At 73.7% G+C, this 21,837-nt stretch carries 17 protein-coding genes; 11 read left to right on the forward strand and 6 right to left on the reverse strand.

Annotated features, from left to right (window positions below; translation table 11 throughout):
- Window positions 1-2: 2 nt before the first annotated feature.
- The 9 genes from AC6I72_RS07145 to AC6I72_RS07185 all read left to right on the forward strand — a co-directional run bounded on the left by AC6I72_RS07145 (window position 3) and on the right by AC6I72_RS07185 (window position 12,693).
- Window positions 3-800, forward strand: coding sequence for a HisA/HisF-related TIM barrel protein (locus AC6I72_RS07145; RefSeq protein ID WP_498000020.1), 798 nt, complete (start codon window positions 3-5; stop codon window positions 798-800).
- Window positions 801-853: 53 nt separating this feature from the next.
- Entirely contained in the window at window positions 854-1,813 is a 960-nt protein-coding gene (locus AC6I72_RS07150) for a zinc-dependent alcohol dehydrogenase family protein (protein WP_498000021.1), read from the forward strand.
- Window positions 1,814-1,868: 55 nt separating this feature from the next.
- Window positions 1,869-5,009 carry a non-ribosomal peptide synthetase gene (locus AC6I72_RS07155; RefSeq protein ID WP_498000022.1) on the forward strand — a complete coding sequence of 1,047 codons (3,141 nt, stop codon included), beginning with the start codon at window positions 1,869-1,871 and terminating at the stop codon, window positions 5,007-5,009.
- 49 nt (window positions 5,010-5,058) lie between these two features.
- The gene (locus AC6I72_RS07160; RefSeq protein WP_498000023.1) at window positions 5,059-5,796 is read left to right on the forward strand and encodes a hypothetical protein; all 738 of its coding nucleotides are present in this window, start codon (window positions 5,059-5,061) and stop codon (window positions 5,794-5,796) included.
- Window positions 5,793-6,704 (forward strand): SAM-dependent methyltransferase, encoded by a 912-nt coding sequence (locus AC6I72_RS07165; protein ID WP_498000024.1) that lies wholly within the window; start codon window positions 5,793-5,795, stop codon window positions 6,702-6,704. The genes AC6I72_RS07160 and AC6I72_RS07165 overlap by 4 nt, the downstream gene beginning before the upstream one ends.
- 160 nt (window positions 6,705-6,864) lie before the next feature.
- A complete protein-coding gene (locus tag AC6I72_RS07170; protein ID WP_498000025.1) occupies window positions 6,865-9,969 on the forward strand; it encodes an amino acid adenylation domain-containing protein in 3,105 nt (1,034 codons plus the stop codon).
- A 54-nt stretch (window positions 9,970-10,023) separates the two neighbouring features.
- Window positions 10,024-11,292, forward strand: coding sequence for an aminotransferase class I/II-fold pyridoxal phosphate-dependent enzyme (locus AC6I72_RS07175; protein ID WP_498000026.1), 1,269 nt, complete (start codon window positions 10,024-10,026; stop codon window positions 11,290-11,292).
- A 160-nt stretch (window positions 11,293-11,452) separates the two neighbouring features.
- Window positions 11,453-12,250 (forward strand): hypothetical protein, encoded by a 798-nt coding sequence (locus tag AC6I72_RS07180; RefSeq protein WP_498000027.1) that lies wholly within the window; start codon window positions 11,453-11,455, stop codon window positions 12,248-12,250.
- Between the two features lie 17 nt (window positions 12,251-12,267).
- Window positions 12,268-12,693 carry a hypothetical protein gene (locus AC6I72_RS07185; RefSeq protein ID WP_498000028.1) on the forward strand — a complete coding sequence of 142 codons (426 nt, stop codon included), beginning with the start codon at window positions 12,268-12,270 and terminating at the stop codon, window positions 12,691-12,693.
- Between the two features lie 240 nt (window positions 12,694-12,933).
- On the opposite strand, the gene AC6I72_RS07190 is transcribed toward AC6I72_RS07185, so the two are convergent.
- On the reverse strand, window positions 12,934-13,818 hold the full coding sequence (locus tag AC6I72_RS07190; RefSeq protein WP_498000029.1) for a LysR family transcriptional regulator: 885 nt from the start codon (window positions 13,816-13,818) through the stop codon (window positions 12,934-12,936).
- A gap of 121 nt (window positions 13,819-13,939) precedes the next feature.
- Here AC6I72_RS07190 and AC6I72_RS07195 point away from each other — a divergent pair, with 121 nt between their 5' ends.
- Complete coding sequence (locus tag AC6I72_RS07195) at window positions 13,940-15,208, forward strand: MFS transporter (protein WP_498000030.1); 1,269 nt, start codon at window positions 13,940-13,942, stop codon at window positions 15,206-15,208.
- Between the two features lie 297 nt (window positions 15,209-15,505).
- On the opposite strand, the gene AC6I72_RS07200 is transcribed toward AC6I72_RS07195, so the two are convergent.
- From AC6I72_RS07200 to AC6I72_RS07220, 5 genes are all read right to left on the reverse strand, one after another.
- Window positions 15,506-16,354 carry an ATP-grasp domain-containing protein gene (locus AC6I72_RS07200; protein ID WP_498000031.1) on the reverse strand — a complete coding sequence of 283 codons (849 nt, stop codon included), beginning with the start codon at window positions 16,352-16,354 and terminating at the stop codon, window positions 15,506-15,508.
- Window positions 16,351-17,295 carry an ATP-grasp domain-containing protein gene (locus AC6I72_RS07205; protein WP_498000032.1) on the reverse strand — a complete coding sequence of 315 codons (945 nt, stop codon included), beginning with the start codon at window positions 17,293-17,295 and terminating at the stop codon, window positions 16,351-16,353. The genes AC6I72_RS07200 and AC6I72_RS07205 overlap by 4 nt, the downstream gene beginning before the upstream one ends.
- A 177-nt stretch (window positions 17,296-17,472) precedes the next feature.
- On the reverse strand, window positions 17,473-17,946 hold the full coding sequence (locus tag AC6I72_RS07210) for a DUF6299 family protein (protein ID WP_498000033.1): 474 nt from the start codon (window positions 17,944-17,946) through the stop codon (window positions 17,473-17,475).
- 130 nt (window positions 17,947-18,076) lie between these two features.
- Window positions 18,077-18,475 carry a RidA family protein gene (locus AC6I72_RS07215; RefSeq protein WP_498000035.1) on the reverse strand — a complete coding sequence of 133 codons (399 nt, stop codon included), beginning with the start codon at window positions 18,473-18,475 and terminating at the stop codon, window positions 18,077-18,079.
- Window positions 18,472-19,785 (reverse strand): acyl-CoA dehydrogenase family protein, encoded by a 1,314-nt coding sequence (locus AC6I72_RS07220; RefSeq protein ID WP_498000036.1) that lies wholly within the window; start codon window positions 19,783-19,785, stop codon window positions 18,472-18,474. Before AC6I72_RS07220 ends, AC6I72_RS07215 begins: the two co-directional genes overlap by 4 nt.
- Before the next feature lie 124 nt (window positions 19,786-19,909).
- On the opposite strand from AC6I72_RS07220, the gene AC6I72_RS07225 reads away from it, so the two are divergent.
- Window positions 19,910-21,817: an AMP-binding protein gene (locus tag AC6I72_RS07225; RefSeq protein WP_498000037.1), complete on the forward strand. Its 1,908-nt coding sequence runs from the start codon at window positions 19,910-19,912 to the stop codon at window positions 21,815-21,817.
- Window positions 21,818-21,837: the final 20 nt, after the last annotated feature.

Genomic DNA, 21,837 nt, shown 5'->3' on the forward strand with positions numbered 1-21,837 from the left:
TGATGCGACAGGAAAGCACGAAGGACCTCTCCCCCGCACGGCTGGCCAGGCAGGTGGTTCCCTGCATCGACGTGCGTGACGGCGTGGCGACCGACCCGTCCGGAATCGAGGGGCTGGCCGACCCGTTCGACGTGGCCGGCATCGCCGCCGGGTACGCACGCGACGGTGCCGCGCAACTGTTCCTGGACGTCGTGGACACCTGGCCCGGGTCCGGCTATCTTCCCGACCTGCTGCACGACGTCAAGACGACCGGCCTCGAACTGCTCGTCTCCGTGCAGCACGGCACCCTGCCCTCGCCCGAAGCCTGCGGCAAGGTGCTGGCCTCCGGAGCCGACGTGATCTCGGTCAGCACGAGCATGGTGACCGAACCCGACCGGGTGGCGGAAACGGCCCGCCTTCTGGGGGCCGGGCGTTTCATGGGCGTCGTCAACTGCTCCGGAGACCGGCAGCAGGGGTGGCGAGCCCTCGTCGACGGCGGTGCCACCCCGACCGAGGTGGACGCTCTGGAGGTGGCCCGGCGATTCGGGAGCCTCCACGTCCGCGCCCTGCTCGCCAACAGCGTGGACCGCGAAGGGACGGGCAGCGGCTACGACCTGGATCTCACCCGAGCAGCGGCTCACGTGTCACAGCTTCCGGCCATCGCTTCAGGCGGTGCGGGCTCAGCGGAGCAACTGGCCGACGCCCTCCGTGAGGGTGACGCCGCTCAGGTACTCGTCAACAACGTGGTCCACAGCGGCAGGGAGACCATCGGCTCCTTGAGCGAAGCCCTGTGCCGGTGTCTTGGCGACGGAGCGCGTTGACAGTGCGCGCTCTGGCGTTCAGGGAGTACGGCGACCCCGCCCGTGTACTCCGCATGACGGAACTCCCCCGTCCCGAGCCCGGTCCGGACGAGGTACGGGTTCGACTCGCCGCCCGTCCGATCAACCCCTCGGACCTGTTGTTCGTGCAGGGCGCCTACGGCCGGCAGGCGTGCTTCACCCTGCGGCCCGACGGTGTCGGCGCAGGCGGTGGTTGGGCTGTCGCCGGCTTCGAGGGAGCGGGGACCGTGGAGGCACTGGGCGAGGGAGCGAAGGGCCCCGCACCGGGTACCCGGGTGGCTGTCTCGGCCTCGGGGACGTGGCAGGAGGAGGTCTGTGTCCCGGCCGCCTCCGTGCTCCCTCTCCCCCACGGCATCACCACGGAGGCCGCCTGCCAGCTCACCGTAAACCCGTTCACCGCCGTTCTGCTGCTGCGCGAGGTCGCCCTGGAGCCGGGTGACACGCTCCTGCTCACCGCGGGCGCGTCCGCCGTGAGCCGCATGACGATCCACCTGGCATGCGAACGCGGTGTCCGCTGTCTGCCCGTGGTCCGACACCGGGAACAGGCGCGCCTGCTGGCGCGCATGGGAGCGGAGCCCGTACTGGCTCGCTCCGCCCGCGCCCTCGCCGAGACCGTGCTCGAAGTCGCTGGGCCTCTTCGGGTGGGGGCCGTGCTCGATGCGGTGGGAGGGACGGCCGGCACCGCCGCCCTGCGCTGCCTCCGTCCGGGCGGACAGTTCGTCTCCTACGGCATGCTCTCCGGCAGCCCTCTCCAGGTGGCCCCGGACGACCTGGTCTTCCACCAGGTGACCGTGCGCGGTTTCTGGCTCCCCGCGTCCCTGGAACGCCTGGACGAGCAGGCGTCGCGGCGCCTGACCCGGGACGTCCAGGCCGCCGTGGCAGGCGGCTTGCCCGGACTTGAGGTCGCCGGACGCTACGACCTCGCCGACTTCCCCGGCGCACTCGCTCGCACCCGGCGGCCGGGGCGCGGCGGGAAGGTCGTGCTCACCGGGTGATCTCCCCCGGTTCCTCCCGCCCACCCACCATTTGCCGTACGAGAGGGGATCGATCATGCCGTCCACGAAGTCCGCACTCCAAGGGCGCGACAGCGCGCAGGACGACACGGGGGCCGGCTACCCGCGCGATGCCGTCCTTCCCGGCCTCTTCGCCGCGCAGGCCCTGAAGACGCCGGACAGCACCGCCCTGGTCTGGGACGACGGCCAGTGGACGTACCGTGAACTCCACGACCGGGTCCGCCGCGCTCGCGCCTGCCTGCGTGCCCGGGGCGTGGGAGACGGCGACACGGTCGCTGTGCTGCTGGAATCCTCCGCCCAGTGGGTGGTGACCGTGCTCGCCGTCCTGGCAGCGGGCGCCGTCTATCTTCCCCTCGACCCCCGGACCCCCCGCGACCGCCTCGTCACCATGATCGAGGACTCGTCACCCAGGTGCCTCGTGACCACACCGGACACCCAGGTCCCCTCGTGCCCGCCGGACCCGTCGCACGTCACCACTCGCGACCTCGAGGGCGGGGACACGCGGGAGGGGCCGTCCCGGTGGGCGGGTCCCGCCGCGACCGACGCGGCGTACCTCATCTACACCTCCGGCTCGACCGGTGCTCCCAAGGGCGTGCTGTGTTCGCACCGAGGACTGGTCCGCTTCGTCACCGCGGACCATCCGGCGGTCCCACGGCCCGGTGACCGTCTGCTGGCCACGGCGAACCCGACGTTCGACGTCTCCTGCTACGAGCTGTTCTGCACACTGCTCAACGGAGCGTGTCTCGTCCTGCCGGATCCGGAGGACCTGCTCGACACCGAGGCCTTGGCACAGTACCTGCGCCGTCACCGCATCACCACGCTGTGGCTGAGCGCGGGGCTCTTCCACGTGCACGCGCAGTCGGCGCCGCACCTGTTCTCCGGCCTGCGCTGTCTGATGGTCGGAGGGGAGGCGGTCAGTCCCGGCGCGGTCCGCGCCGTCCTGGCTCAGGGGCCTCCGGCCACTTTCGTCAACGGCTACGGACCGACCGAGAACAGCGTCATCAGCACCTCCCACATAGTGCGTGAGCTGCCTGAACACGCCGAACTCGTTCCCATCGGCACACCGGTGCCGGCCACCACCGCCTACGTGGTGCGCCCGGACGGCACCCTCGCGGAGGCCGGGCAGGAGGGAGAGCTGTGGCTGGGGGGAGACGGCGTGGCGATCGGCTACCTCAACGACCCGGAGCGCACCGCCGAGCGTTTCGTCCCCGATCGCTTCGGCAGCGACGTACAGGGCCGCCTCTACCGGACGGGGGACATGGTCCGCCGGCGAAGCGACGGAGTGCTGGAGTTCCTCGGCCGCCGGGACAGGCAGGTCAAGCTGCGCGGTTTCAGGGTGGAGCTCGACGAGGTCGAGGCGGTGCTGTCCAGTCATCCCGACGTCCGGGATGTCGTCGTCGACGTGCTGGGCGAAGGCCCGGGAAAGCACCTCGGTGCGGTCGTGGTCCGCGGCCCTCGTGGGGACACGGATGGCACGGCGCTCCTCGCCCGCCTGTCCGAGCACGCGCACGACCGTCTGCCGGCCCACATGGTGCCCAGCAGGATCGTCTGCGTCTCGAGCCTGCCGCTGACGCCGAGCGGCAAGGCGGACCGGGCCCGTCTCCTGTCCCGGCTCGCCGGCCCGGCAACCGGCCGACGCCGCCGCCCGGCCCCGGACAAGGACGCGGACGAGTCGGCGGTCGAGCGGATCTGGTGCGAGATCCTGGGCACGGACGCCGTGGCGCGGGACGACGACTTCTTCGCGCTGGGAGGGACTTCACTCATGGCCGTGCAGGCCGCCGCGGCCGTCCGCCGCAGCTTCGGCATGGGCCCGGAGTTCAGCGGTGCACTCGTGGAGGCGCTGGTGAGCGAGTCCGCGCTCGCGGCCTTCACCGCGCGGGTACGGCGCCTCGCCGGGCAGGGCCGGGCTCCCGTACCGGGCGGCTCGCCGGACTTCCGTACCGAGGCGCGAGCGCGGTGGTTCCCGCCGCCCTCCGGGACGCGGTGCGCAGCCGGCCGGCCGGGCACGGTGTTCGTCACCGGCGGCACCGGCTATCTCGGCGTCCACCTCGTCGAGCGGCTCGTCCGGGCCGGGGCCCGGGACGTCCGCTGCCTCGTCCGCGCACCGGACGCATCACGCGGCGCCGCGCGGGTGGCGGCCCGGATGCGACGCTTCGGACTGGATCCGCGAGGTTTGCACGGCCGGGTCACAGTGGTCCCGGGGGATCTGTCCGCCGAGCGTTTCGGCCTGGACGAGAACGCGTGGGACCGGCTGGCGCAGACGACGGATCTCATCGTGCACTGCGGTGCACAGGTCAATCTCGCCTACCCCTACCGGGCACTGGCCCCGGTCAACGTCGGCGGCACTCGCACGGTGATCGAACTCGCGGCGGCCCACCGGCTCAAGCCGCTCCACCACGTCTCCGCGCTCGGTGTTCTCGGCGGTCATGGACGCGCCGGAGTCCGCCATGTCGCGGAGCACACGCCGCTCGGCCATCCGGACCGGCTCCCGCCCGGTTATCTCCAGACCAAGTGGGCTGCAGAGGCACTCGTGTCGGACGCGGGGCGGCGCGGACTTCCCGTGACCGTCCACCGGCCCGCGCATCTCACGGGCACCTGTGACAGTGGCGCATGGGACACCGACACTCTGACCTGCGCACTCGTGCGCACCATCGCGGAATCAGGCACCGCTCCCGACCTCCGCCTCTCCCTCGACCTCGTCCCCGTGGACCACACGGCCGACGTGATCACCCGGATCGTCACCCACGAACGGCCCGACGGCCGCGTGTACCACATCTCCAATCCCCGACCCGGTCGGCTGTCCCTGCTCGTCGACCGTCTGCGAGCCATGTCCTACCGTGTGCAGACGGTCGCACACCGGACTTGGGTGGCCGCGGTCGCCCGGGCGACGGGCGCGGACCCGCGGCACGCGATGACCCCCTATCTCCCCTTGCTCATCGAGCCCGGAACGGGAACCGACGCCATCGAGCAGGCGTACTTCTCCGGCACGTTCCCCCTCTTCGGCCGGGTCAACGCCGACCGTGTGTCGGCAGACGCCGGTCTGACGTGCCCGCCGGTGGACGACCGGCTGATCGACCTCTGTCTCGGACGCCTCCGGGAGAGCGGCTACCTCCCGCCGCCCGGCGCGAACGGCGGTCCGCCGTCCGGGCGATCCGGGGCCCCGACGCCCGCGGGGTGAGCACGACGGCCCTGACCTGCACACCAAACGTACGACAGAAGGGAATCGCATGTCCTCCCAACCCCACAGCGAAGCGAAGGCCCTGGCCGACGACGTCCGGCGCGCCGTCGCCGGACACGAACCCGGCAGTCCTCTCACTCGGGCGCCCCTGTCCGGTCCCGGCACCCTCGAACCGCTGCGGCGCCTGGTCCAGATCGAGTACCAGGCACACGCGGTCGAACTCGTCGCGTACGGAACGCTGCTGGCCCGGTTCCCCCACGAGCCCGCCGGTGAACTCTGGTCGACGCTGGCGCGCATCGTCCGTGAGGCGACGCCCAAGCTGTTGCGCACGGCCCGCGCCCTGGGCATGAACGAGGCCGATCTGGCGAACTGGTCCACGGACCTGGGTGCCTACTCCTTCCACGGCGGCATCTCCTGGGTCGCGACCAGCGGAAGCCAGGCCGCGGCATCTCTGGCGGCCCACACCGACATGCAGATCTACTACTCCGGTGCCACTGCCGTCGCACGCCGGCTGCGGCAAGCGGGCGCCGACGTCCCACAGCAGTTCATCGACTACTACGACGACCCGGGTGACGACGCGCTGAGCGGCCTCGCCCTGGCTGTCGCCCAGGACGGCCTCGACCGCGGTGACGACCCTCACGTCGCCCTCTTCCACGCTCATCGCATCGCGGGCTGCCTGCTGGAGGTCTGGCGGGTCGCGGCCGCCGAGACGACCGCTGCTCCCGCGGCACGGAAGAACTGGACGGTCTGCGCACGGGACGCCGTGCGAGGGGAGGGGAGCCGGTGAAGGCCGTCGGCGGTCCGGTGTACGAGGTGGTCACCGGCCGCCGTACCGACTTCTTCCGGGAGCAGGTCGTCCGTGCCTACCGGGACGCGCCCGGCGACTGGCAGAAGGTCCTCGGTGAACAGTTGCACTTCCAGTGGGGTGTCTTCGGCCGTCCGGACGCTCCCCGCCCCGTCTCGCTGGACGAGGCCGGCCTCATGCACCTGGAGCGGCAACTCGCTGTGGCCGCCGGTCACGGACTCCGGAACCGTACCCCGCAGCGCATCCTGGACGTGGGATGCGGATGGGGAGGGACACTGCGGCACCTGGCGGCCGTGTTCCCGGACTGCCCCCGGCTGGACGGCATCAACGTCAGCGCGGAGCAGCTCGACCACTGCGCCGCCCGGGCGGGCCAAACGGACCGTGTCCACCTCTTCCTGTGCGATGCGGCCGACATCGCCGGGCTGCCCGACGCCGAACAGCCCTACGACCTGGTGACGGCCCGGGGCGCCATCACCCACTTCCCCCCTCATGTGTACGAGAGCGCGGTGGAGGCACTGGCCAGGCGCATGCGCCCAGGAGGGCTGTTCGTCATCTCCGAGACGCTCTACAGCGAGGAACTCCTCAGTGCCGAACGGCAGCTGCCCCTGGACGCGGACCATCTCGCCCTGGGGCACCGCAAGTCACTGCGGTACGTCACCGGCGTCCTGCGGGACAGCGGGTTCCGGGTCCTGGACGAGCGCGTGCTTCCGTCGCCGGAAGATGCGGCCCGATGGGTCCTGGAACTGAAAAGCAACATCGACGTGCACTTCCCCCAGCAGGCGAGCCCGCCCCTGGAGGCGATCAGGACCATGGCGGCGGACCTCGCCGTCGCCCTGCTGCAGAAAGACGCGTCGGTGCACAGCATCGTCGCCCAGAGGCGAGACGCATAGGACGCTCCTCCTGTCCCACCAGCCTCACCTCGCGCGATCGCCGGCCCTGCCCAGGGCGGCCCCACCCGCACACCCGCCACGTCCGCGCACGCCTCCCCGGGCGGAGGAGATCCGGGGAGGCGGCCGCACACCTGATCCGACCGTACCCAGAGGAGTCATCGTGACGACACGGCACAACCCCGCCTCCGCCTCTTTGCCCCGGCACGCCCGCATCTGGAACCAGGCGTCCGCCGCCTACCCACGGGACGCCACCATCCCCTCCCTCTTCTCGGAGCAGGCCGACGCCCGGCCCGAGGCCTCGGCTCTCGAGTGGAACGGCGGGTCATGGACGTACGGGGAATTGGCCACGCGGGTCATGCGCGGCGCCACCGGGCTGCGTTCCCGCGGAGTTCGCGCCGGGGACGTGGTGGCAGTGGTGATGCGCAGGTCCCCGGCGGCGGTCGCCACCCTTCTGGCCGTACTGCACGCGGGCGGGGTGTACCTTCCCCTCGACCCCGACCAGCCCGCCGAGCGCCTGCAGCAGATCCTCCGCGACGCCGGGGCACGAGTGACGGTCCACGAGACGGACGAGCCGGTGCAGGTCCCGGAGCGGACGGCCCTCGTCCCGAGCGACGAGCTGTTCACCGCTCCCGCGGACGCCGATCCACGCTGGTGGCGCGAGCGCGACGCCGGGGAGGCGGCCTACGTCATCTACACCTCCGGGTCGACCGGTGCTCCCAAAGGCGTGGTGTGCCCCCATCGCGGGCAGACCAGGCTGGCACGCGGAGCCGGGGACCTGCGCATCCTGGAGGACGACCGCGTGCTCGCGACGACGAACCTGACGTTCGACGTCTCGTGCTTCGAGATCTTCTCGACCCTGTCGAACGGCGCCTGCCTGGTGCTCGCACAGGAAGGGGACCTGCTGGATCCGAAGGCGCTGGAGAGCGTACTGCGCAGCCGGCGCGTCAGCGTGATGTGGCTCAGCGCCGGACTGTTCCACCAGCACGCCCACCTCGCCCCGCAGATGTTCTCCGGCCTTCGCTGTCTCATCGCTGGCGGCGACGTGCTCAGCCCACGTGCGGTGCGCTCCGTGCTGCAGAAAGGCCGGCCTGGCGCGCTCCTCAACGGTTACGGCCCCACGGAGAACTCCTCTCTGTCCACCGTGCACCGGGTGGACGAGCTCTCCGCACAGGCCGAGGACGTTCCCATCGGCAGGCCGGTCACAGGATCGACCGCCTATGTGGTGCGCGAGGACGGCGGGATGGCCGCCCCCGGCGAGACCGGCGAGCTGTGGGTCGGCGGAGACGGGGTGGCACTCGGTTACCTCAACGACCCGCACCGGACCGCGGAGCACTTCGTCCAGGACCGGTGGAGCCCCGATCCGGTGGGCGCGGTGCTGTACCGCACCGGCGATCTGGCCCGCTGGCGCGAGGACGGAACACTCGAATTCCTCGGACGCCGCGACCGGCAGGTGAAGGTCCGCGGCTACCGCGTCGAGTTGGACGAGGTCGAATCGGTGCTGTCGTCGCACGAACAGGTGCGCCAGAGCGCCGTCGACGTCATCGGTGACGGGGCCGGGGAGCGGCTCGTCGCCGCGGTCGTGACCCACCCCGGGGAGCAGCGTGACGCACTTGTGAACCAGCTGTACGAGCATGTCCGCGACCGGCTGCCCACCTACATGGTGCCCACGCGGATCACCCAGGTGGACGCGCTGCCCCTCACCTCCAGTGGCAAGGTCGACCGCCGGTCGCTGGCTTCACTGGTGTCGCCCGCCGCCGCGCCGGCCGACGACGAGGGCGCCCCCCGCGGGGAGGTGGAGCAGACCCTCGCGGGAGTGTGGCGCGACGTCCTGGGGCTGGACGAGGTCGGCCGCGACGCACGGTTCTTCGCGCTGGGCGGGACCTCCCTGCGAGCCACACAGGTCACCGCCGCGGCACGCGAGCGGCTGAAGATCGGCGCCGCCTCCGGACGCGCCATGATCCGCGCTCTGGTCGGCGATCCGGCCCTGAGCGATTTCGCCGCGACGGTGGAGGAACTCCTCGCGGGGCACGAGGACCGGAAAGGTACGGAGACCGACTTCACGGCTGAGAGCCGCCTCGCCCCGGAGACCGGCTACTCGGCACCCCTGGCCGCTGACCCCCGGTCACCCCGCCGGATCCTGCTGACCGGCGCTACCGGATTCCTCGGGGTCCATCTCACCGACCGGCTGGTCCGCAGCGGAGCGGAACGAGTGCACTGCCTCATCCGCGCCGGTGATCCGGCCCAGGCCCTCGGACGGCTGGCCGCGCGGATGCGGCGCTACGGCCTCGATCCCGAACCGCTGCTCGGCCGCGTCGTCCCTGTGCCCGGGGAGTTGGCGCAGCCGCACTTCGGCCTGGCGGATCATGACTGGGAGCGTCTGGCCCGCGACGTCGACCTGATCGTGCACTGCGGCTCCCGGGTGAACTTCGCCTACCCGTACCGCGCGCTGGCGCCGGTCAACGTCGGCGGCACCCGCACCGTCCTGGAACTGGCGGGCCGGCACACCACCAAGCCGGTCCACTACATATCGACGATCGCCGTGATCGCGGGATTCGGCACCGCCGGCGTCCGCCACGTCGACGAAAACACACCCCTCGACCACGCCGACCGGCTGTCCCTGGGCTACCCCGAGACCAAGTGGGTCGCCGAACGCCTCGTCGCCGAGGCCGGCCGGCGTGGACTGCCCGTGGCCATCCACCGCCCCTACGAAGTGACCGGCACCGCGGACCGCGGCGTCTGGAACACCGACACCATGATGTGCGCCCTGTTCCGCACCATCGCGGAGACGGGCCTCGCCCCTGACATGGCTCTGCCGCTGGACATGGTGCCTGTGGACTACACGGCGGAGGCGATCACGCACATCATCACCCACCAGCAACCCGACGGACGGGTCTACCACCTCACCAACCCCCGCGACGCCCGCCTGCCCCTGCTGGTGGAACGCCTCGTCGCCATGGGGTACGGGGTCCGGACCGTGTCCTACGAGGCGTGGACGGACATGCTCGCCGAGCTGACGGCCCGGCTGCCCGATCACCCGATGGCCCCGTACGTGGCCATGTTCGCCGAACCCGCCCGCGACAGCGGGGTCTCCGTCAAGCAGATGTACACCGACGGGGTCTTCCCGACGTTCGGCCGCCACAACACCGAGGCGGCCCTCTCCGACAGTCCACTGGTCTGCCCGCCCGTCGATGCCGACCTGATCGACACCTATCTGCATGAGTTCAGGCGCACGGGATTCCTGGCTCCGCCCGACGCCCTGCGATGAGCGTGCACACCGCCGCCCTCCCGTCCGCCCTTCCTGACCCCTCGGAGGCATCTCATGGCCGCGGACGCCGACATCCGCACGTCGACGAAACTGTCCAGCATCTCGTACGGCCTGCGCGGCCCCCTGGCCGCTGAGGCCGAACGTATGCGAGCGGCCGGGGACGACGTCCTCGCGCTGAACCTCGGGGACCCGGCAGCTTACGGTCTGGCCCCCAGCCGCGAGGTGGTGGACGCCGTACGCGACACCCTGGACCTCTCCTGCGGGTACAGCGCCGCGCAAGGACTGCCTGCGGCGCGTGAGGCCGTGGCGCGGCACTACCGGGCGAGGGGGCTGACGACGGTCCGCTCGTGCGATGTCCACCTCGGCAATGGCGTGTCGGAACTCGCGGCCCTGTCTCTGCACGCGTTGCTGGATCCGCGTGACGAGGTACTGGTTCCGGCACCGGACTACCCCCTCTGGACGGCCTCCGCTGTCCTGGCCGGCGGCTCGGCGGTGCACTACCGGTGCGACGAGGCATCCGCGTGGTTCCCCGACCCGGCGGACATCGCCCGCCGGGTGACCGACCGTACGCGCGCACTGCTGGTGATCAACCCCAACAATCCCACCGGCGCCGTCTGGCCCGCCGAGATCCTCGACGGCATCGCCGACGTGGCCCGCCGGCACCACCTGGTGCTGCTGGCCGACGAGATCTACGCCGACCACCTCTACGACGGCGTACGGCACACCCCGCTGGCGACCCGTGCCCCGGAGGTGCCGTGCCTGACGTTCGGCGGACTCTCCAAACGCGGTCGCATCCCCGGTTACCGCGTGGGGTGGCTGGTCCTGACCGGGTGCCGGGGCCGCGGGAACGCTCTGACCACCGCGCTGGACACACTCACCTCCCTGCGTCTGTGCCCCAACGTTCCCGCCCAGCGGGGCGTGGCAGCCGCGCTGCGCGTCGATGACACAGCCACGCTGACCGCCCCCGGAGGAGAACTGTGCCGCCGACGGGACCACTTGTGCGCTCTCCTCGACGACGTCCCGGGCGTGCGGACCGTGAAACCCCGTGGCGCGTTCTACGCTTTCCCGCGCATCGACCGGCGGCAGTACCGCCTGGGCGACGACGAATCCCTGGCAGCCGGCCTGTTGCGCGAGGAGGGCCTGTTCGTCGTTCCCGGTTCCGGACTCGGCCCGGTGCCGCCCGGGCACCTGCGCATCGTCACCCTTCCGCCGCCCGAGATGCTCACCGAGGCGGTCACGAGGCTCACCCGCTTTCTCCACCGCCGCAGAACCGGTGCCGGGGCGGGCGGGCCCCAGGTGCCGCCGCGGGCTCACCGCACCTGACATCGTCCCGCGTGGGACCTGGGGGCCGCCCCCCTCAGCAGGGAACGGTCGGCACAACTTCCATGAACGTGACGTCAGTTCGGGCGAAACCTGATCAGCCGTCGCCTCTTTCCCGTACGCTTCCCGACGCACCAAGCATCAGGTGGGGGGATGGCTGGCAGTGGCCGGTGACGGATCTGACGCCCGGTGGGAACGGCCCCAGGAGCCCACGCACGGGCCCGGTCTCGACGGCCGGACGGGCGACGGGGGTCGGATCTACCAGGCCGCGCGCGACATCAACCGCAGCAGGATCACCCATGTCCTCGTGAGCGGATGGGCCGTCCTCGGCGCCGTGGTCGCCGTCGCCGCCGGGGCGGGGGGCGCGTACGTGCTCACGACCGGGCACGGGAAGAAGGAGCCCGGCGGCGAAGCGCCCCCCGCGGCCGTGAGCTCCCCGGCCCACGGTCCGACGGTGGACCACGCCTCCGCCCCGCCCGGTGCCACGGCCGGTGCGGGCACCCCGAGCGGCACGGACCCGGCGACGGCTTCCCCGGACCACCGCGCGCGAAAGGCGCCCTCCGGATCCACCGTCCGCTGGCAGGGCACCCTGGCGGTCGGCCCGGGGGACGGCAAGGAACTGGACGGGGACCACCCCGTGACGGGCTCGTCCCCGGCCCTCGGCGGGTTCGACATCTCCACGGGAGAACTGGGGGACGGCATACGGGCCTTCGCGGGGAACGGAGCCATCGCGCGGTGGCAGGACCCCACCAGGGAGCCCGGCGAGTCCGACTGCGCCGACACGGTCGACGCCCGCGGCGAACCCTACGGAGTCAAGCTGCGGGAGGGCGTCGTGCTGTGTCTGCGCACCGACGAAGGGCACGTGGTCCGGCTGAAGGTGACCAGGGCGCCGCAGGACTACATGTCCGCGGTGGAGTTCGAGACCGTCGTGTGGAACACCACCGACGGCCAGGGTGGCTGAGGGGACGGGGAGGGGACATGGACCCGCTGGTGATGAGCGCGGCGAGCGCTCTGGTCGGTTCGATGGCAACCGACGCGTGGCAGCAGGCGCGTTCGGCGGTGCTGGTGCTGTGGCAGCGGACCCGTCCCGACCGGGTCCCGTCCGTGGCGGGCCGGCTGGCCGAGGTGCGCGAGGACGTGCGGGCGGCCCGGGAGATCGACGACAGGCAGGCCGAGGAGGCCCTGGCTCTGGAGTGGGCGCCGCAGCTCCAGCAGTTGCTGACCGCGGATCCCGCCTTGCGGCAGGAGCTCCAGCGGGTGCTGGACGAGGTGCTGAGGCCCCTCCTGCCGCCGGACGCGGCGGCTCGCCGTGACGGCGTGACGATGCAGGCGCGGGGCGGCCACCACTCCCGCATCTACCAGGCGAACGGCGACATGACCTTCAACGGCGGCCCAGGAGACTGACAGCCGCACGGAGATCGAACCGGCCGGTGGGGGCCGGCCGGTCTGGGGATCGACCCGCGGGGAACCGCCGGTTCGGCCGCGCGCCGGGGACGGGCGGGGTGCCCCTCACGCCGGGGACAGGCGGCGTGCCCGTACGCCGGGACGCTCGGGGTGCCCGTCCGCCGGGGACGGGCGGGGTGCCCGTACATCCGAGCCGGTCGTCGCGCCGGCCCGGCGCCTCACGCCTTGGGGCCCGCCCGGTCAGGTCACGTACTCGCGGGCCAGTGCGATCATGGCGCGCGCCGCCGCGCCCGGGCGGTGGCCGCTCCGGGCGGCGAGGGAGAGCGGCCAGGTCAGGTCGGCGTCCCGCACCGTCAGGACGGCGATGTCCTCGGCCTCCCGGAGGGCGAACCTGGGCAGGAGGGCCACCCCCAGGCCGTGCCGTACGTAGTCCACGCCGGTGGCGACATCGGTGTTCTCCACGGTGACGCGGCGGGGCACGGCGGCCGCGGCGAAGGCGCGGTCGGCCACGGCCCGGTTGCCGTAGCCCACCGGGGAGTCGACGAAGTCCAGTCCGGTGAGCTCGGCGATCGACACACTGCCGCGCCCGGCCAGTGGATGGTCCGCCGGTACGACGAGGTCGAGGACCGAGCTGGTGAGGCCGGTCAGGGAGATGCCCGCCGGGCAGGGACCCGGCAGTGAGACGAACGCCAGGTCGAGCTGCCGGTCGAGGAGGGCGGCCACCAGGCCCTGGGAGCCGGAGGGCTCGGCGCTGGTCTGGAGCAGCACGCCGGGGTGGCGGCGGTGGAACTCGCCGAGCAGCGCGGGCAGGTCGAGCAGCCGGACCGAGGTCAGCGTGCCCAGGCGCAGGGTGCCGCGCAGTCCGCCGCGGACCTCGGCGACCGCGTCCGCGGCCTCCTGCGCGGCGAGCAGCGCGGCGCGGGCGCGTGGCAGCAGCGCGGCGCCGGCGTCGGTGAGCAGCACCCGCTTGGAGTTGCGGTCGAGCAGCTGCGTGCCCAGCTCGCGTTCCAGGCTCTTGATGGTGCTGGAGACCGCGGACTGGACGATGTGCAGCCGGGCGGCGGCGCGGGTGAAGTTCGCTTCGTCGGCCACGGCGACGAAACAGGCGAGCTGGCGCAGTTCCATCCCCCGATCATCTCACTGAGAGATGGCTGCGGTCTCTAACTTTCGTTGGACGAGATGCTTTCGGCGCCGCATCCTGAGTGGTGTTCCACCCACCGTCCGCCCCAGTCTGGAGCTGTTCCCCATGACGCAGTCGATCTCCGCGGTCCGCGAGCACAGGACCGCGTCCTCCGGTACGCGGGGTGCCGCCCGGCGCCGCGCCGGCGCCCGGCGCCACGGCGTCGGGTTCTCGCTCGTCGCGTTCGCGTTCCTGACGGCGATGGCGTTCTCCACCGTTCCCACGCCGCTGTACCCGCTGTACATGGCGAAGGACGGGTTCTCCACGTTCGTGGTCACCCTCGTCTTCGCCGCCTACGCGGTGGGCGTCGTGATCAGTCTGGTCCTGGCCGGTCACGTGTCGGACTGGGTCGGCCGCAAGAAGATACTGGTCCCGGCGATCGGCCTGGAGCTGATCGCCGCCGTGCTCTTCCTGACGAGCACCTCGCTGCCCGTTCTCCTGGTCGCCCGGGTCGTCACCGGCCTCGGCGTCGGTATGGTCACCGCCACCGCGACGGCGCACCTGCACGAGCTGCACGCCGCGCACCGGCCCGGTGCCTCCACCCAGCGTTTCGAGCTGGTGTCGACCGCGGCCAACATCGGCGGCCTCGGCGTCGGTCCGCTCGTCTCCGGCGTGCTGGCCCAGTGGGTCACCGGCCCGCTGCGCACCCCCTACCTCGTCTTCGCCGTGCTGCTGCTGGCGGCCATGGCCGCCGTCGCGCTGACGCCCGAGACGGTCGAGGAGGAGCTCGTCAGGCCCGCCTACCGGCCGCAGCGGGTCTCGCTCGACCACGGTGACCGTGCCGGGTTCACCGCGGCCGCGGCGGCCTCCTTCGCCTCCTTCGCCGTCTTCGGACTGTTCACCTCCGTGGCTCCGGGCTTCGTCGCCGGTTCCCTGCACCACCCGTCCCGGGCGCTCGCCGGGCTGATCGTCTTCGCCGTCTTCGGTGCGGCGGCCACCGCGCAGAGCCTCACCACCCGGCTCAGCACCGCCGCCAAGCGCGGACTCGGGCTGGCGGCCCAGGCGGTCGGGGTCGCGGCGCTCGTCGCCGGGATGCGCACCACCGACCTGACCACCTTCCTGGCCGGCGGCATCGTCGCCGGGGTCGGCGCGGGCGTGCTGTTCAAGGCCTCCCTCGGCACGGTCGCGGCGCTGGCGGCGCCCGCCAAGCGCAGCGAGGCGCTCGCCGGGCTGTTCCTGATCGCCTACCTGGGCCTGACCGCGCCCGTCGTCGGCATCGGCCTGGCCGCCCGCTCCTTCCCGGTGACCACCGTGATGACCTGGTTCGCCGGCGTGCTCCTGGTGCTGCTCGGCGCGGTCGCCGCCCTGGCCCGGCGCCGCCCGGCCACCGCCTGACCCGCCTCACCGGTGGGCGCGGCCCGCGCCACTCATCCGCCCCGCGCCCAGCCCCTTCGGCCCGCGCCACTCATCCGGCCCGCGCCCGCCCGTCCGGCCCGCTCCGCCCGTCCGCCCGCTCCCGCTCGCCCCGGCCGCGCGGCACGAGCGGAGCGGTCGTACGCCGTCGGAGGGAGCGCGCGCCGACCGTGCTCGTCGGCCCCGCCGGGCGCGGCGGGGCCCGGAACCGGGCCGCCGGACGGCTCCAGCCGGGGCTTCGGCGGGTGCCTCACCCCGTCCGGTGCGTGTACGCCGTGGTCACGTGCGCGGGGGCCGCGCGAACGGCTCGCGCGGCCGGGCCCCGGCGGGCCCGCCGGCCGCCGCGGCCCGGGACAGCGCCAGTGCCGCCAGGGCCTCGGGCGCTCCGGGCTGGTCGCGGGCGCCGGGGAAGGCGTTGATGTCGACGATCACCGGGGTGCCCTCGCCGCCGTCGAGGATGTCGACGCCGTAGACGTCCAGGGCGAAGACCGTGCCGACGCGGCGGGCCAGGGCCGCCCAGCCCGGCGGGAGGGCGTCGAGGGCCAGGGGCAGCGTCGGGCCGCGCCCCTCGGGGGAGAGTTCGGAACGGCGCAGGGCGGCGAAGAGCCGGTCCCCGATGACCCACAGCTTGTGGTCCCAGCCGCTGTTCGGGGTGAAGTCCTGGACGACGACCGGTTCCCGGGGGTGGGCGGCGGCGAGCCGCGCCAGCTCGGCGGCGTCGTCCACGCGGGCCACCACGTCGTGCCGCCGGCTGTGACGGCTCTTGACGACCACGGGTCCGGCCGGCGCCGCCGCGGCGGCCAGCGCGGTGAGGGTGGTGAAGGTGCGGGTGGCGGCGAAGGGCAGGCCGGCCCGCCGGGCGTGTTCGGCCATCGCCGTGCGGTCCTGGCACAGCTCCGTCGCGGCGGCCGGGTTCACCACGGGTGCGCCACGTCGTTCCAGGGCGCGGGCGAGGGCCAGCGCGCGCGGTGTACGGGCCTTGAGGAGGTAGACGTCGGCGAGCGGCCCGGCGGGGTCCGCCGCCGTGGCCGGGTCCAGTGTCTCCACCTGGTGCCCGGGGGTGAGCAGCGCGGCGGCCGCGGCCAGCAGCGGATGGCCGGGGTCGGGTGTGATCAGGCCTATCCTCATGGGTTCTTGCCCGCGGTCACCGGGACCTGTTCCGGGTGGGGCGGCGGGGGCAGGACGAGCGGGGTCCCGTCCTGCGGCGCGGGCCGGACCGCCTCGGGCAGGGGGTCCGCGGCGGGGGCCGGCGGGGCGGCCGGGCGGGCCGCTAGTTCGAGCACGGCGCGTGCCACCCGGGCGACGCCGTCCGGGACCTGACGGAAGCTCGGGAAGTCGTTCACGTCGACGACCACGGGGCCGTCGGGTCCGAGCACCACGTCCACCCCGTACAGATCGAGGCCGTAGACCGCGCCGACCCGGGCGGCGATCGCGGCCACCTCGGCCGACAGCGCGACGCGGCGTTCCCGGACGGCGTGGTCGGGGTGGAGCGGGGAGCGGCGCTCGGTGGCGTACAGGTCGCCGCCGACGCTGTACACCTTGACGTCGAGGCCCGGGTTGGGCACGTACGGCTGGGCGATGAGCATGCCCTCCCCGGCCAGTTCGGGCAGGAGTTCGGCGAGCCGGTCCGGGGTGGGGACCAGGTGCACCGCCCGGCCCGAGCTGCCGTCGGCGGGTTTGACGACGAGCGGGTACTCCGACTCGGGGATGCCGGAGAGCAGTTCGGGGCGGGCCGCCGCGTAGGTCGGCGGCAGCGGCAGCCCGCGGCTGCGGCCGACGGCCGCCGCGAGCGCCTTGTCCCGCACGCCGCGGATGGACCGGGCGTCGTTGACGGTGGTCATCCCGGCGAGGGCGGCGGCTTCCAGGAGGGTGAGTCCGGGGCCGCCGGAGACCGTCTTGAGCACCCAGGCGTCGTGGGCGCCCGCGTGGATCGCCCGCGTCATGTCCAGCAGGGAGCCGCCCGGCCGTACGACGTCCACCTGGTGTCCCCAGGACGCCAGTCGGCGGATCACCTCGACCGGCATGCCGTCGTGGCGGTACTGCTCCTCCACCAGAAAGCAGAGCTTCATCGATCTTCCCCGTAACCGCCGGGCGCCCGCGCTCGTCCGGCACCCTGTGTGACGTCCTGTGGCGTCACAGGATGTCATGGACCGTCCGCCGCAGGGAGGGTGGCTGCCCGCTCGCGGCGGCGGCCGGCGCGGACGCGGGCGGCCGGCCGGTCTCCCGCGGTGCGCCCGGCCGGGGGCTCAGGAGGCCCGGGACAGGGTGACCTCCTGCTCGGCGACCGCGTGGAAGCGGGGCATCAGCGGCAGGCCGCCCTGGGTGGTGAGTTCCATGACCGTGGCCTCGACGTGCGCCGCGCCCGGTTCCAGCGCGTTCGCCGGCGTGCCCGTGTTGGCCCAGGTGTGCACGGCGCCGTCGCACACCGCGCGGGTGCCGCCGATGCCGTAGCGGGTGACGGAGCCGGTGCGGCTGATGGCCGAGCTGACGAAGACCGGGCCGCTCGCGCCGGTGCAGCGGTAGGTGCCGGAGATCGTGACGGTGCCGTCGGCCGCCGTCCGGACCGCCGGGTCGACGGTGACGCTCTCCTCGGCGGCCGTCGCCGCGACGGAGAGGGGCGCGCTCAGCAGCAGTGCGGCGGCGGCCGTGCCGAGCGCGCCGAGAAGGGATCGTCCACGGATGTGGGATCGTCCACGGGTGCGGGACGGGGTGAGGGACATCGGGGGCCTCCCGGTACGGGTGAGTGGAATGGGGGCCTCCACTGCTACCCGGCGACCGCGGCCCGCGCCGTGACCCTCACCCCTTCGGTGGCGAGTTGGCGGGCGGTCGGCGGTGTCCGGTCACGGGCCGTCAGGCGAGGACCGCCAGGCCGTCCAGCTCCACCATCGCCTCCTCGTCCCACAGGCGTACGACCTGCACGACGGCCATCGCCGGATAGTCCCGGCCCGCCAGCCGGTGCCACAGGCGGCCGAGTTCGGCCGCGTGGGCGCGGTAGGCGGCGACGTCGGTGGCGTACACGGTGACGCGGGCTAGGTCGGCGGGGGTGCCGCCGCTGGCGCGCAGGGCGGTGAGGAGGTTGGTCAGGGCGCGGGCGAACTGTTCGGGGAGGGTGTTCCCGGCCACCTTGCCGTCCTGGTCGAGCGCGGTCTGGCCGGCCAGGAACACGAGGCGGGAGCCGGTGGCGACGACGGCGTGCGAGAAGCCGGTGGGCGGGGACAGCTCGGGCGGGTTGACGCGCTGGACGGTCACGGGGCCTCCCCGGTCGGGTGCTGGGCGTACAGCTCCTTGGCGATGATGGCGCGCTGGACCTCGCTGGCGCCCTCGTAGATCCGGGGGGCGCGCACCTCGCGGTAGAGGTGTTCGAGGAGGTGGCCCCGGCACAGGGCACGGGCGCCGTGCAGCTGGACGGCGGTGTCGACGACGTACTGCGCGGTCTCGGTGGCGAGGAGTTTGGCCATGGCGGAGCGGCGGGGGACCTCCGGGGAACCGTCGTCGTACGCGCTCGCCGCGGCGTGCACCATCAGGCGGGCCGCCTCGGTGCGCAGGGCCATCTCGGCCACCTGGTGGGCGACGGCCTGGAGGTCGCTCAGCCTGCCGCCGAAGGCGTCGCGGCCGGCGGTGTGGGCGACGGTCGCGTCCAGCGCCGCCTGCGCCATGCCGACCGCGAACGCGCCGACGCTGGGTCGGAACAGGTTGAGCGTGCTCATCGCCACCCGGAAGCCGCGGTCCACCTCGCCGAGCACGTCGTCCTCGGTGACGGGGACGCCGTCGAAGTCGAGGGTGCCGATGGGGTGCGGGGAGAGCATCTCCAGGGCGCTGCCGGTGAGGCCGGGGCGGTCGGCGGGGACCAGGAACGCGGTCACGCCCCGGGCGCCGGCGCCGGGCGTGGTGCGCGCGAAGACGGTGTAGAGGTCCGCCTCGGGGGCGTTGGAGATCCAGCACTTCGTGCCGGTGAGCCGCCAGCGCCGAGGGCGGCCGGGCGCCGCCGGCGCGCCGGACGGCTCGCGGGGTGCGCCGGGCGAGGGCGGCGCGGCGGCGGCACCGCCCGCCCCGGCGGGCGCCGCACGGGGATCTTCCGGGCCGGCCGCGCTCGCCGCCCCCTCCCGTCCCTCGCGGCCGGCCCGGGGACGCGCGCCGGCCGGTGCGCCGTCCTCCGGTTCCGCGCGGAGCGCCAGGGCCGCCGCGTCCGAGCCCGCGCCCGGCTCGCTCAGCGCGAACGCCGCGACCGCGCTGCCCTCCGCCACGGCCGGCAGCCAGCGGGCGCACTGGGCCGGGGTGCCGTGGGCGTGCACCGGGTGGGCACCGAGGCCCTGGAGGGCGAGGGCGGTCTCGGCCTCCGTGCAGGCGTACGCCAGGGACTCCCGCATCAGGCACAGGTCCAGGGCGCCGGAGGTGAACAGGCGCTCCAGCAGCCCGAGTCGGCCCAGTTCGGTCAGGAGCGGGCGGTTCACGCGGCCCGGCTCGCCCTGCTGGGCGAGCGGGCGCATCCGGTCCGCGGCCAGCGAGCGCAGCTCGGCACACCAGGCGATCTGGGCCGGTTCGAGCGAGAATGCGGACATTCGCCGGTCCTCCCTCCCCCGGGACGACCGGGGTTCACGACCACCGTATCGCGCCCCGTTGACTGTCGTCATCAACACGATACGCTCCCTGTGCGAGCCCACCACGACAAGGGGGCGAACCGCCATGAACCCGACGGATCCCGGCGCGGACGCCACCCGCGCGGACGGTGCCGGCCCGGACGCCGGCCACGCGGAGGAAGCCGGTCCGGACGTCTCCCCTGCGGACGGACCCGGTCCGGGCGCCGGCCGCACGAACGGAGCCGGTGCGGACACCGGCCACGCGGACGGAGCCGGTGCGGGCCCCGCGAGTGCCGGACCGGGCGCCGGGGACGCCGGCCGGCCGCCGGTCCGCTCCGCCCACGTGGACACCTTCGCGCGCGACCACCTCCCGCCCCCCGACCAGTGGCCGAGGCTGCGGTTCGACCTGCCGGAGCTGCGCTACCCCGACCGGCTGAACTGCGCCGCCGAACTCCTCGGCCGGCCCGGGCCCACCGACGCGCGCCCGGTGTTCCACACCCCCGCCGGCGGCAGCTGGACCTACGCCGACCTGCGCGCCCACGTGGACCGCATCGCGCAGGTGCTCACCGCCGACCTCGGTGTGGTGCCCGGCAACCGGGTCCTGCTGCGCGGCCCGACCACGCCGTGGCTGGCCGCCTGCTGGCTGGCGGTCCTCAAGGCGGGCGCCGTGGCCGTCACCGTGCTGGCCCAGCAGCGTGCGCACGAACTGGCCACGATCTGCGAGATCGCCCGCATCCGGCACGCGCTGTGCGACGTGCGGGCCGTCGGGGACCTGGTCAAGGCGGACGTGCCGGGGCTCTCGATCACCCCGTACGGCGGCGACGGCCCCGACGACCTGCTGCACCGCCCGGTGCCGGAGGTCCCCTTCCGGGCGGTGGACACCGCCGCCGACGACGTGGCGCTCATCGCGTTCACCTCCGGCACCACCGGGCGGCCCAAGGGCTGCGTGCACTTCCACCGGGACGTCCTGGCGATCGCGGACACCTTCTCCCGGCACGTGCTCAGGCCGCGCGCCGAGGACGTCTTCGCGGGCAGTCCGCCGCTCGGCTTCACCTTCGGCCTCGGCGGTCTGGTGGTCTTCCCGATGCGGGCGGGCGCCAGTGCCCTGCTGCTGGAGGAGGCCCACCCCGCGCAGTTGCTGGCGGCGGTCGCCGAACACCGCGTCTCCGTGCTGTTCACCGCGCCCACCGCCTACCGCGCCATGCTCGACCGGCTGGGCGGCCACGACGTCTCCTCGCTCCGGCGCTGCGTGTCGGCCGGGGAGAACCTGCCCGCGGCCACCTGGCACGGCTGGCGCGAGCGCACCGGCCTCGGCATCATCAACGGCATCGGGGCCACCGAACTGCTGCACATCTTCGTCTCAGCCGCGGACGAGGACATCCGGCCGGGCACGACCGGGGTGCCCGTACCGGGATGGCACGCGCGCGTGCAGGACGAGTACGGCCGGCCCGTGCCCGACGGCGAGCCGGGACTGCTCGCCGTCCAGGGGCCGGTCGGCTGCCGCTACCTGGCCGACGCCCGCCAGCACGCGTACGTGCGCGACGGCTGGAACATCACCGGCGACACCTACGTCCGCGACTCCGACGGCTACTTCCGCTACGTCGCCCGCGCCGACGACATGATCATCTCGGCCGGGTACAACATCGCCGGTCCGGAGGTCGAGGACGCCCTGCTGCGCCACCCGGACGTGGTGGAGGCGGCGGTGGTGGGGCGGCCCGACGACGCCCGCGGCCAGGTCGTGGTGGCCTACGCGGTGCTGCGGCAGGGCGCGGCGCGGGACGCGGAGGCGCTGCGCGCGTTCGTGAAGTCCGAGCTGGCACCGTACAAGTGCCCGCGTGAGATCGTCTTCCTGGACGCCCTGCCGCGCACGGCCACCGGCAAGCTCCAGCGCTTCCGGCTGCGCACGGCGGCCGGCCCGGATCCGGACGGCGGGCTCGACGGGGTCAGTGGGCGCGATGCGTTCGGCGGGCTCGGCGGGCTCGGCGGGCTCGGCGCCGAGGATGACCAGCGGTGACGGTGACCGGCAGGCGTACC

This window comes from Streptomyces sp. Xyl84 (assembly GCF_059731885.1).

Bases quoted from the DNA above. Each gene is read 5' to 3' on its own strand.
- AC6I72_RS07145 (WP_498000020.1), top strand. From the start codon at position 3: ATGCGACAGGAAAGCACGAAGGACCTCTCCCCCGCACGGCTGGCCAGG.
- AC6I72_RS07150 (WP_498000021.1), top strand. From the start codon at position 854: ATGACGGAACTCCCCCGTCCCGAGCCCGGTCCGGACGAGGTACGGGTT.
- AC6I72_RS07155 (WP_498000022.1), top strand. From the start codon at position 1,869: ATGCCGTCCACGAAGTCCGCACTCCAAGGGCGCGACAGCGCGCAGGAC.
- AC6I72_RS07160 (WP_498000023.1), top strand. From the start codon at position 5,059: ATGTCCTCCCAACCCCACAGCGAAGCGAAGGCCCTGGCCGACGACGTC.
- AC6I72_RS07175 (WP_498000026.1), top strand. From the start codon at position 10,024: ATGGCCGCGGACGCCGACATCCGCACGTCGACGAAACTGTCCAGCATC.
- AC6I72_RS07185 (WP_498000028.1), top strand. From the start codon at position 12,268: ATGGACCCGCTGGTGATGAGCGCGGCGAGCGCTCTGGTCGGTTCGATG.
- AC6I72_RS07190 (WP_498000029.1), bottom strand. From the start codon at position 13,818: ATGGAACTGCGCCAGCTCGCCTGTTTCGTCGCCGTGGCCGACGAAGCG.
- AC6I72_RS07195 (WP_498000030.1), top strand. From the start codon at position 13,940: ATGACGCAGTCGATCTCCGCGGTCCGCGAGCACAGGACCGCGTCCTCC.
- AC6I72_RS07200 (WP_498000031.1), bottom strand. From the start codon at position 16,354: ATGAGGATAGGCCTGATCACACCCGACCCCGGCCATCCGCTGCTGGCC.
- AC6I72_RS07205 (WP_498000032.1), bottom strand. From the start codon at position 17,295: ATGAAGCTCTGCTTTCTGGTGGAGGAGCAGTACCGCCACGACGGCATG.
- AC6I72_RS07210 (WP_498000033.1), bottom strand. From the start codon at position 17,946: ATGTCCCTCACCCCGTCCCGCACCCGTGGACGATCCCACATCCGTGGA.
- AC6I72_RS07220 (WP_498000036.1), bottom strand. From the start codon at position 19,785: ATGTCCGCATTCTCGCTCGAACCGGCCCAGATCGCCTGGTGTGCCGAG.
- AC6I72_RS07225 (WP_498000037.1), top strand. From the start codon at position 19,910: ATGAACCCGACGGATCCCGGCGCGGACGCCACCCGCGCGGACGGTGCC.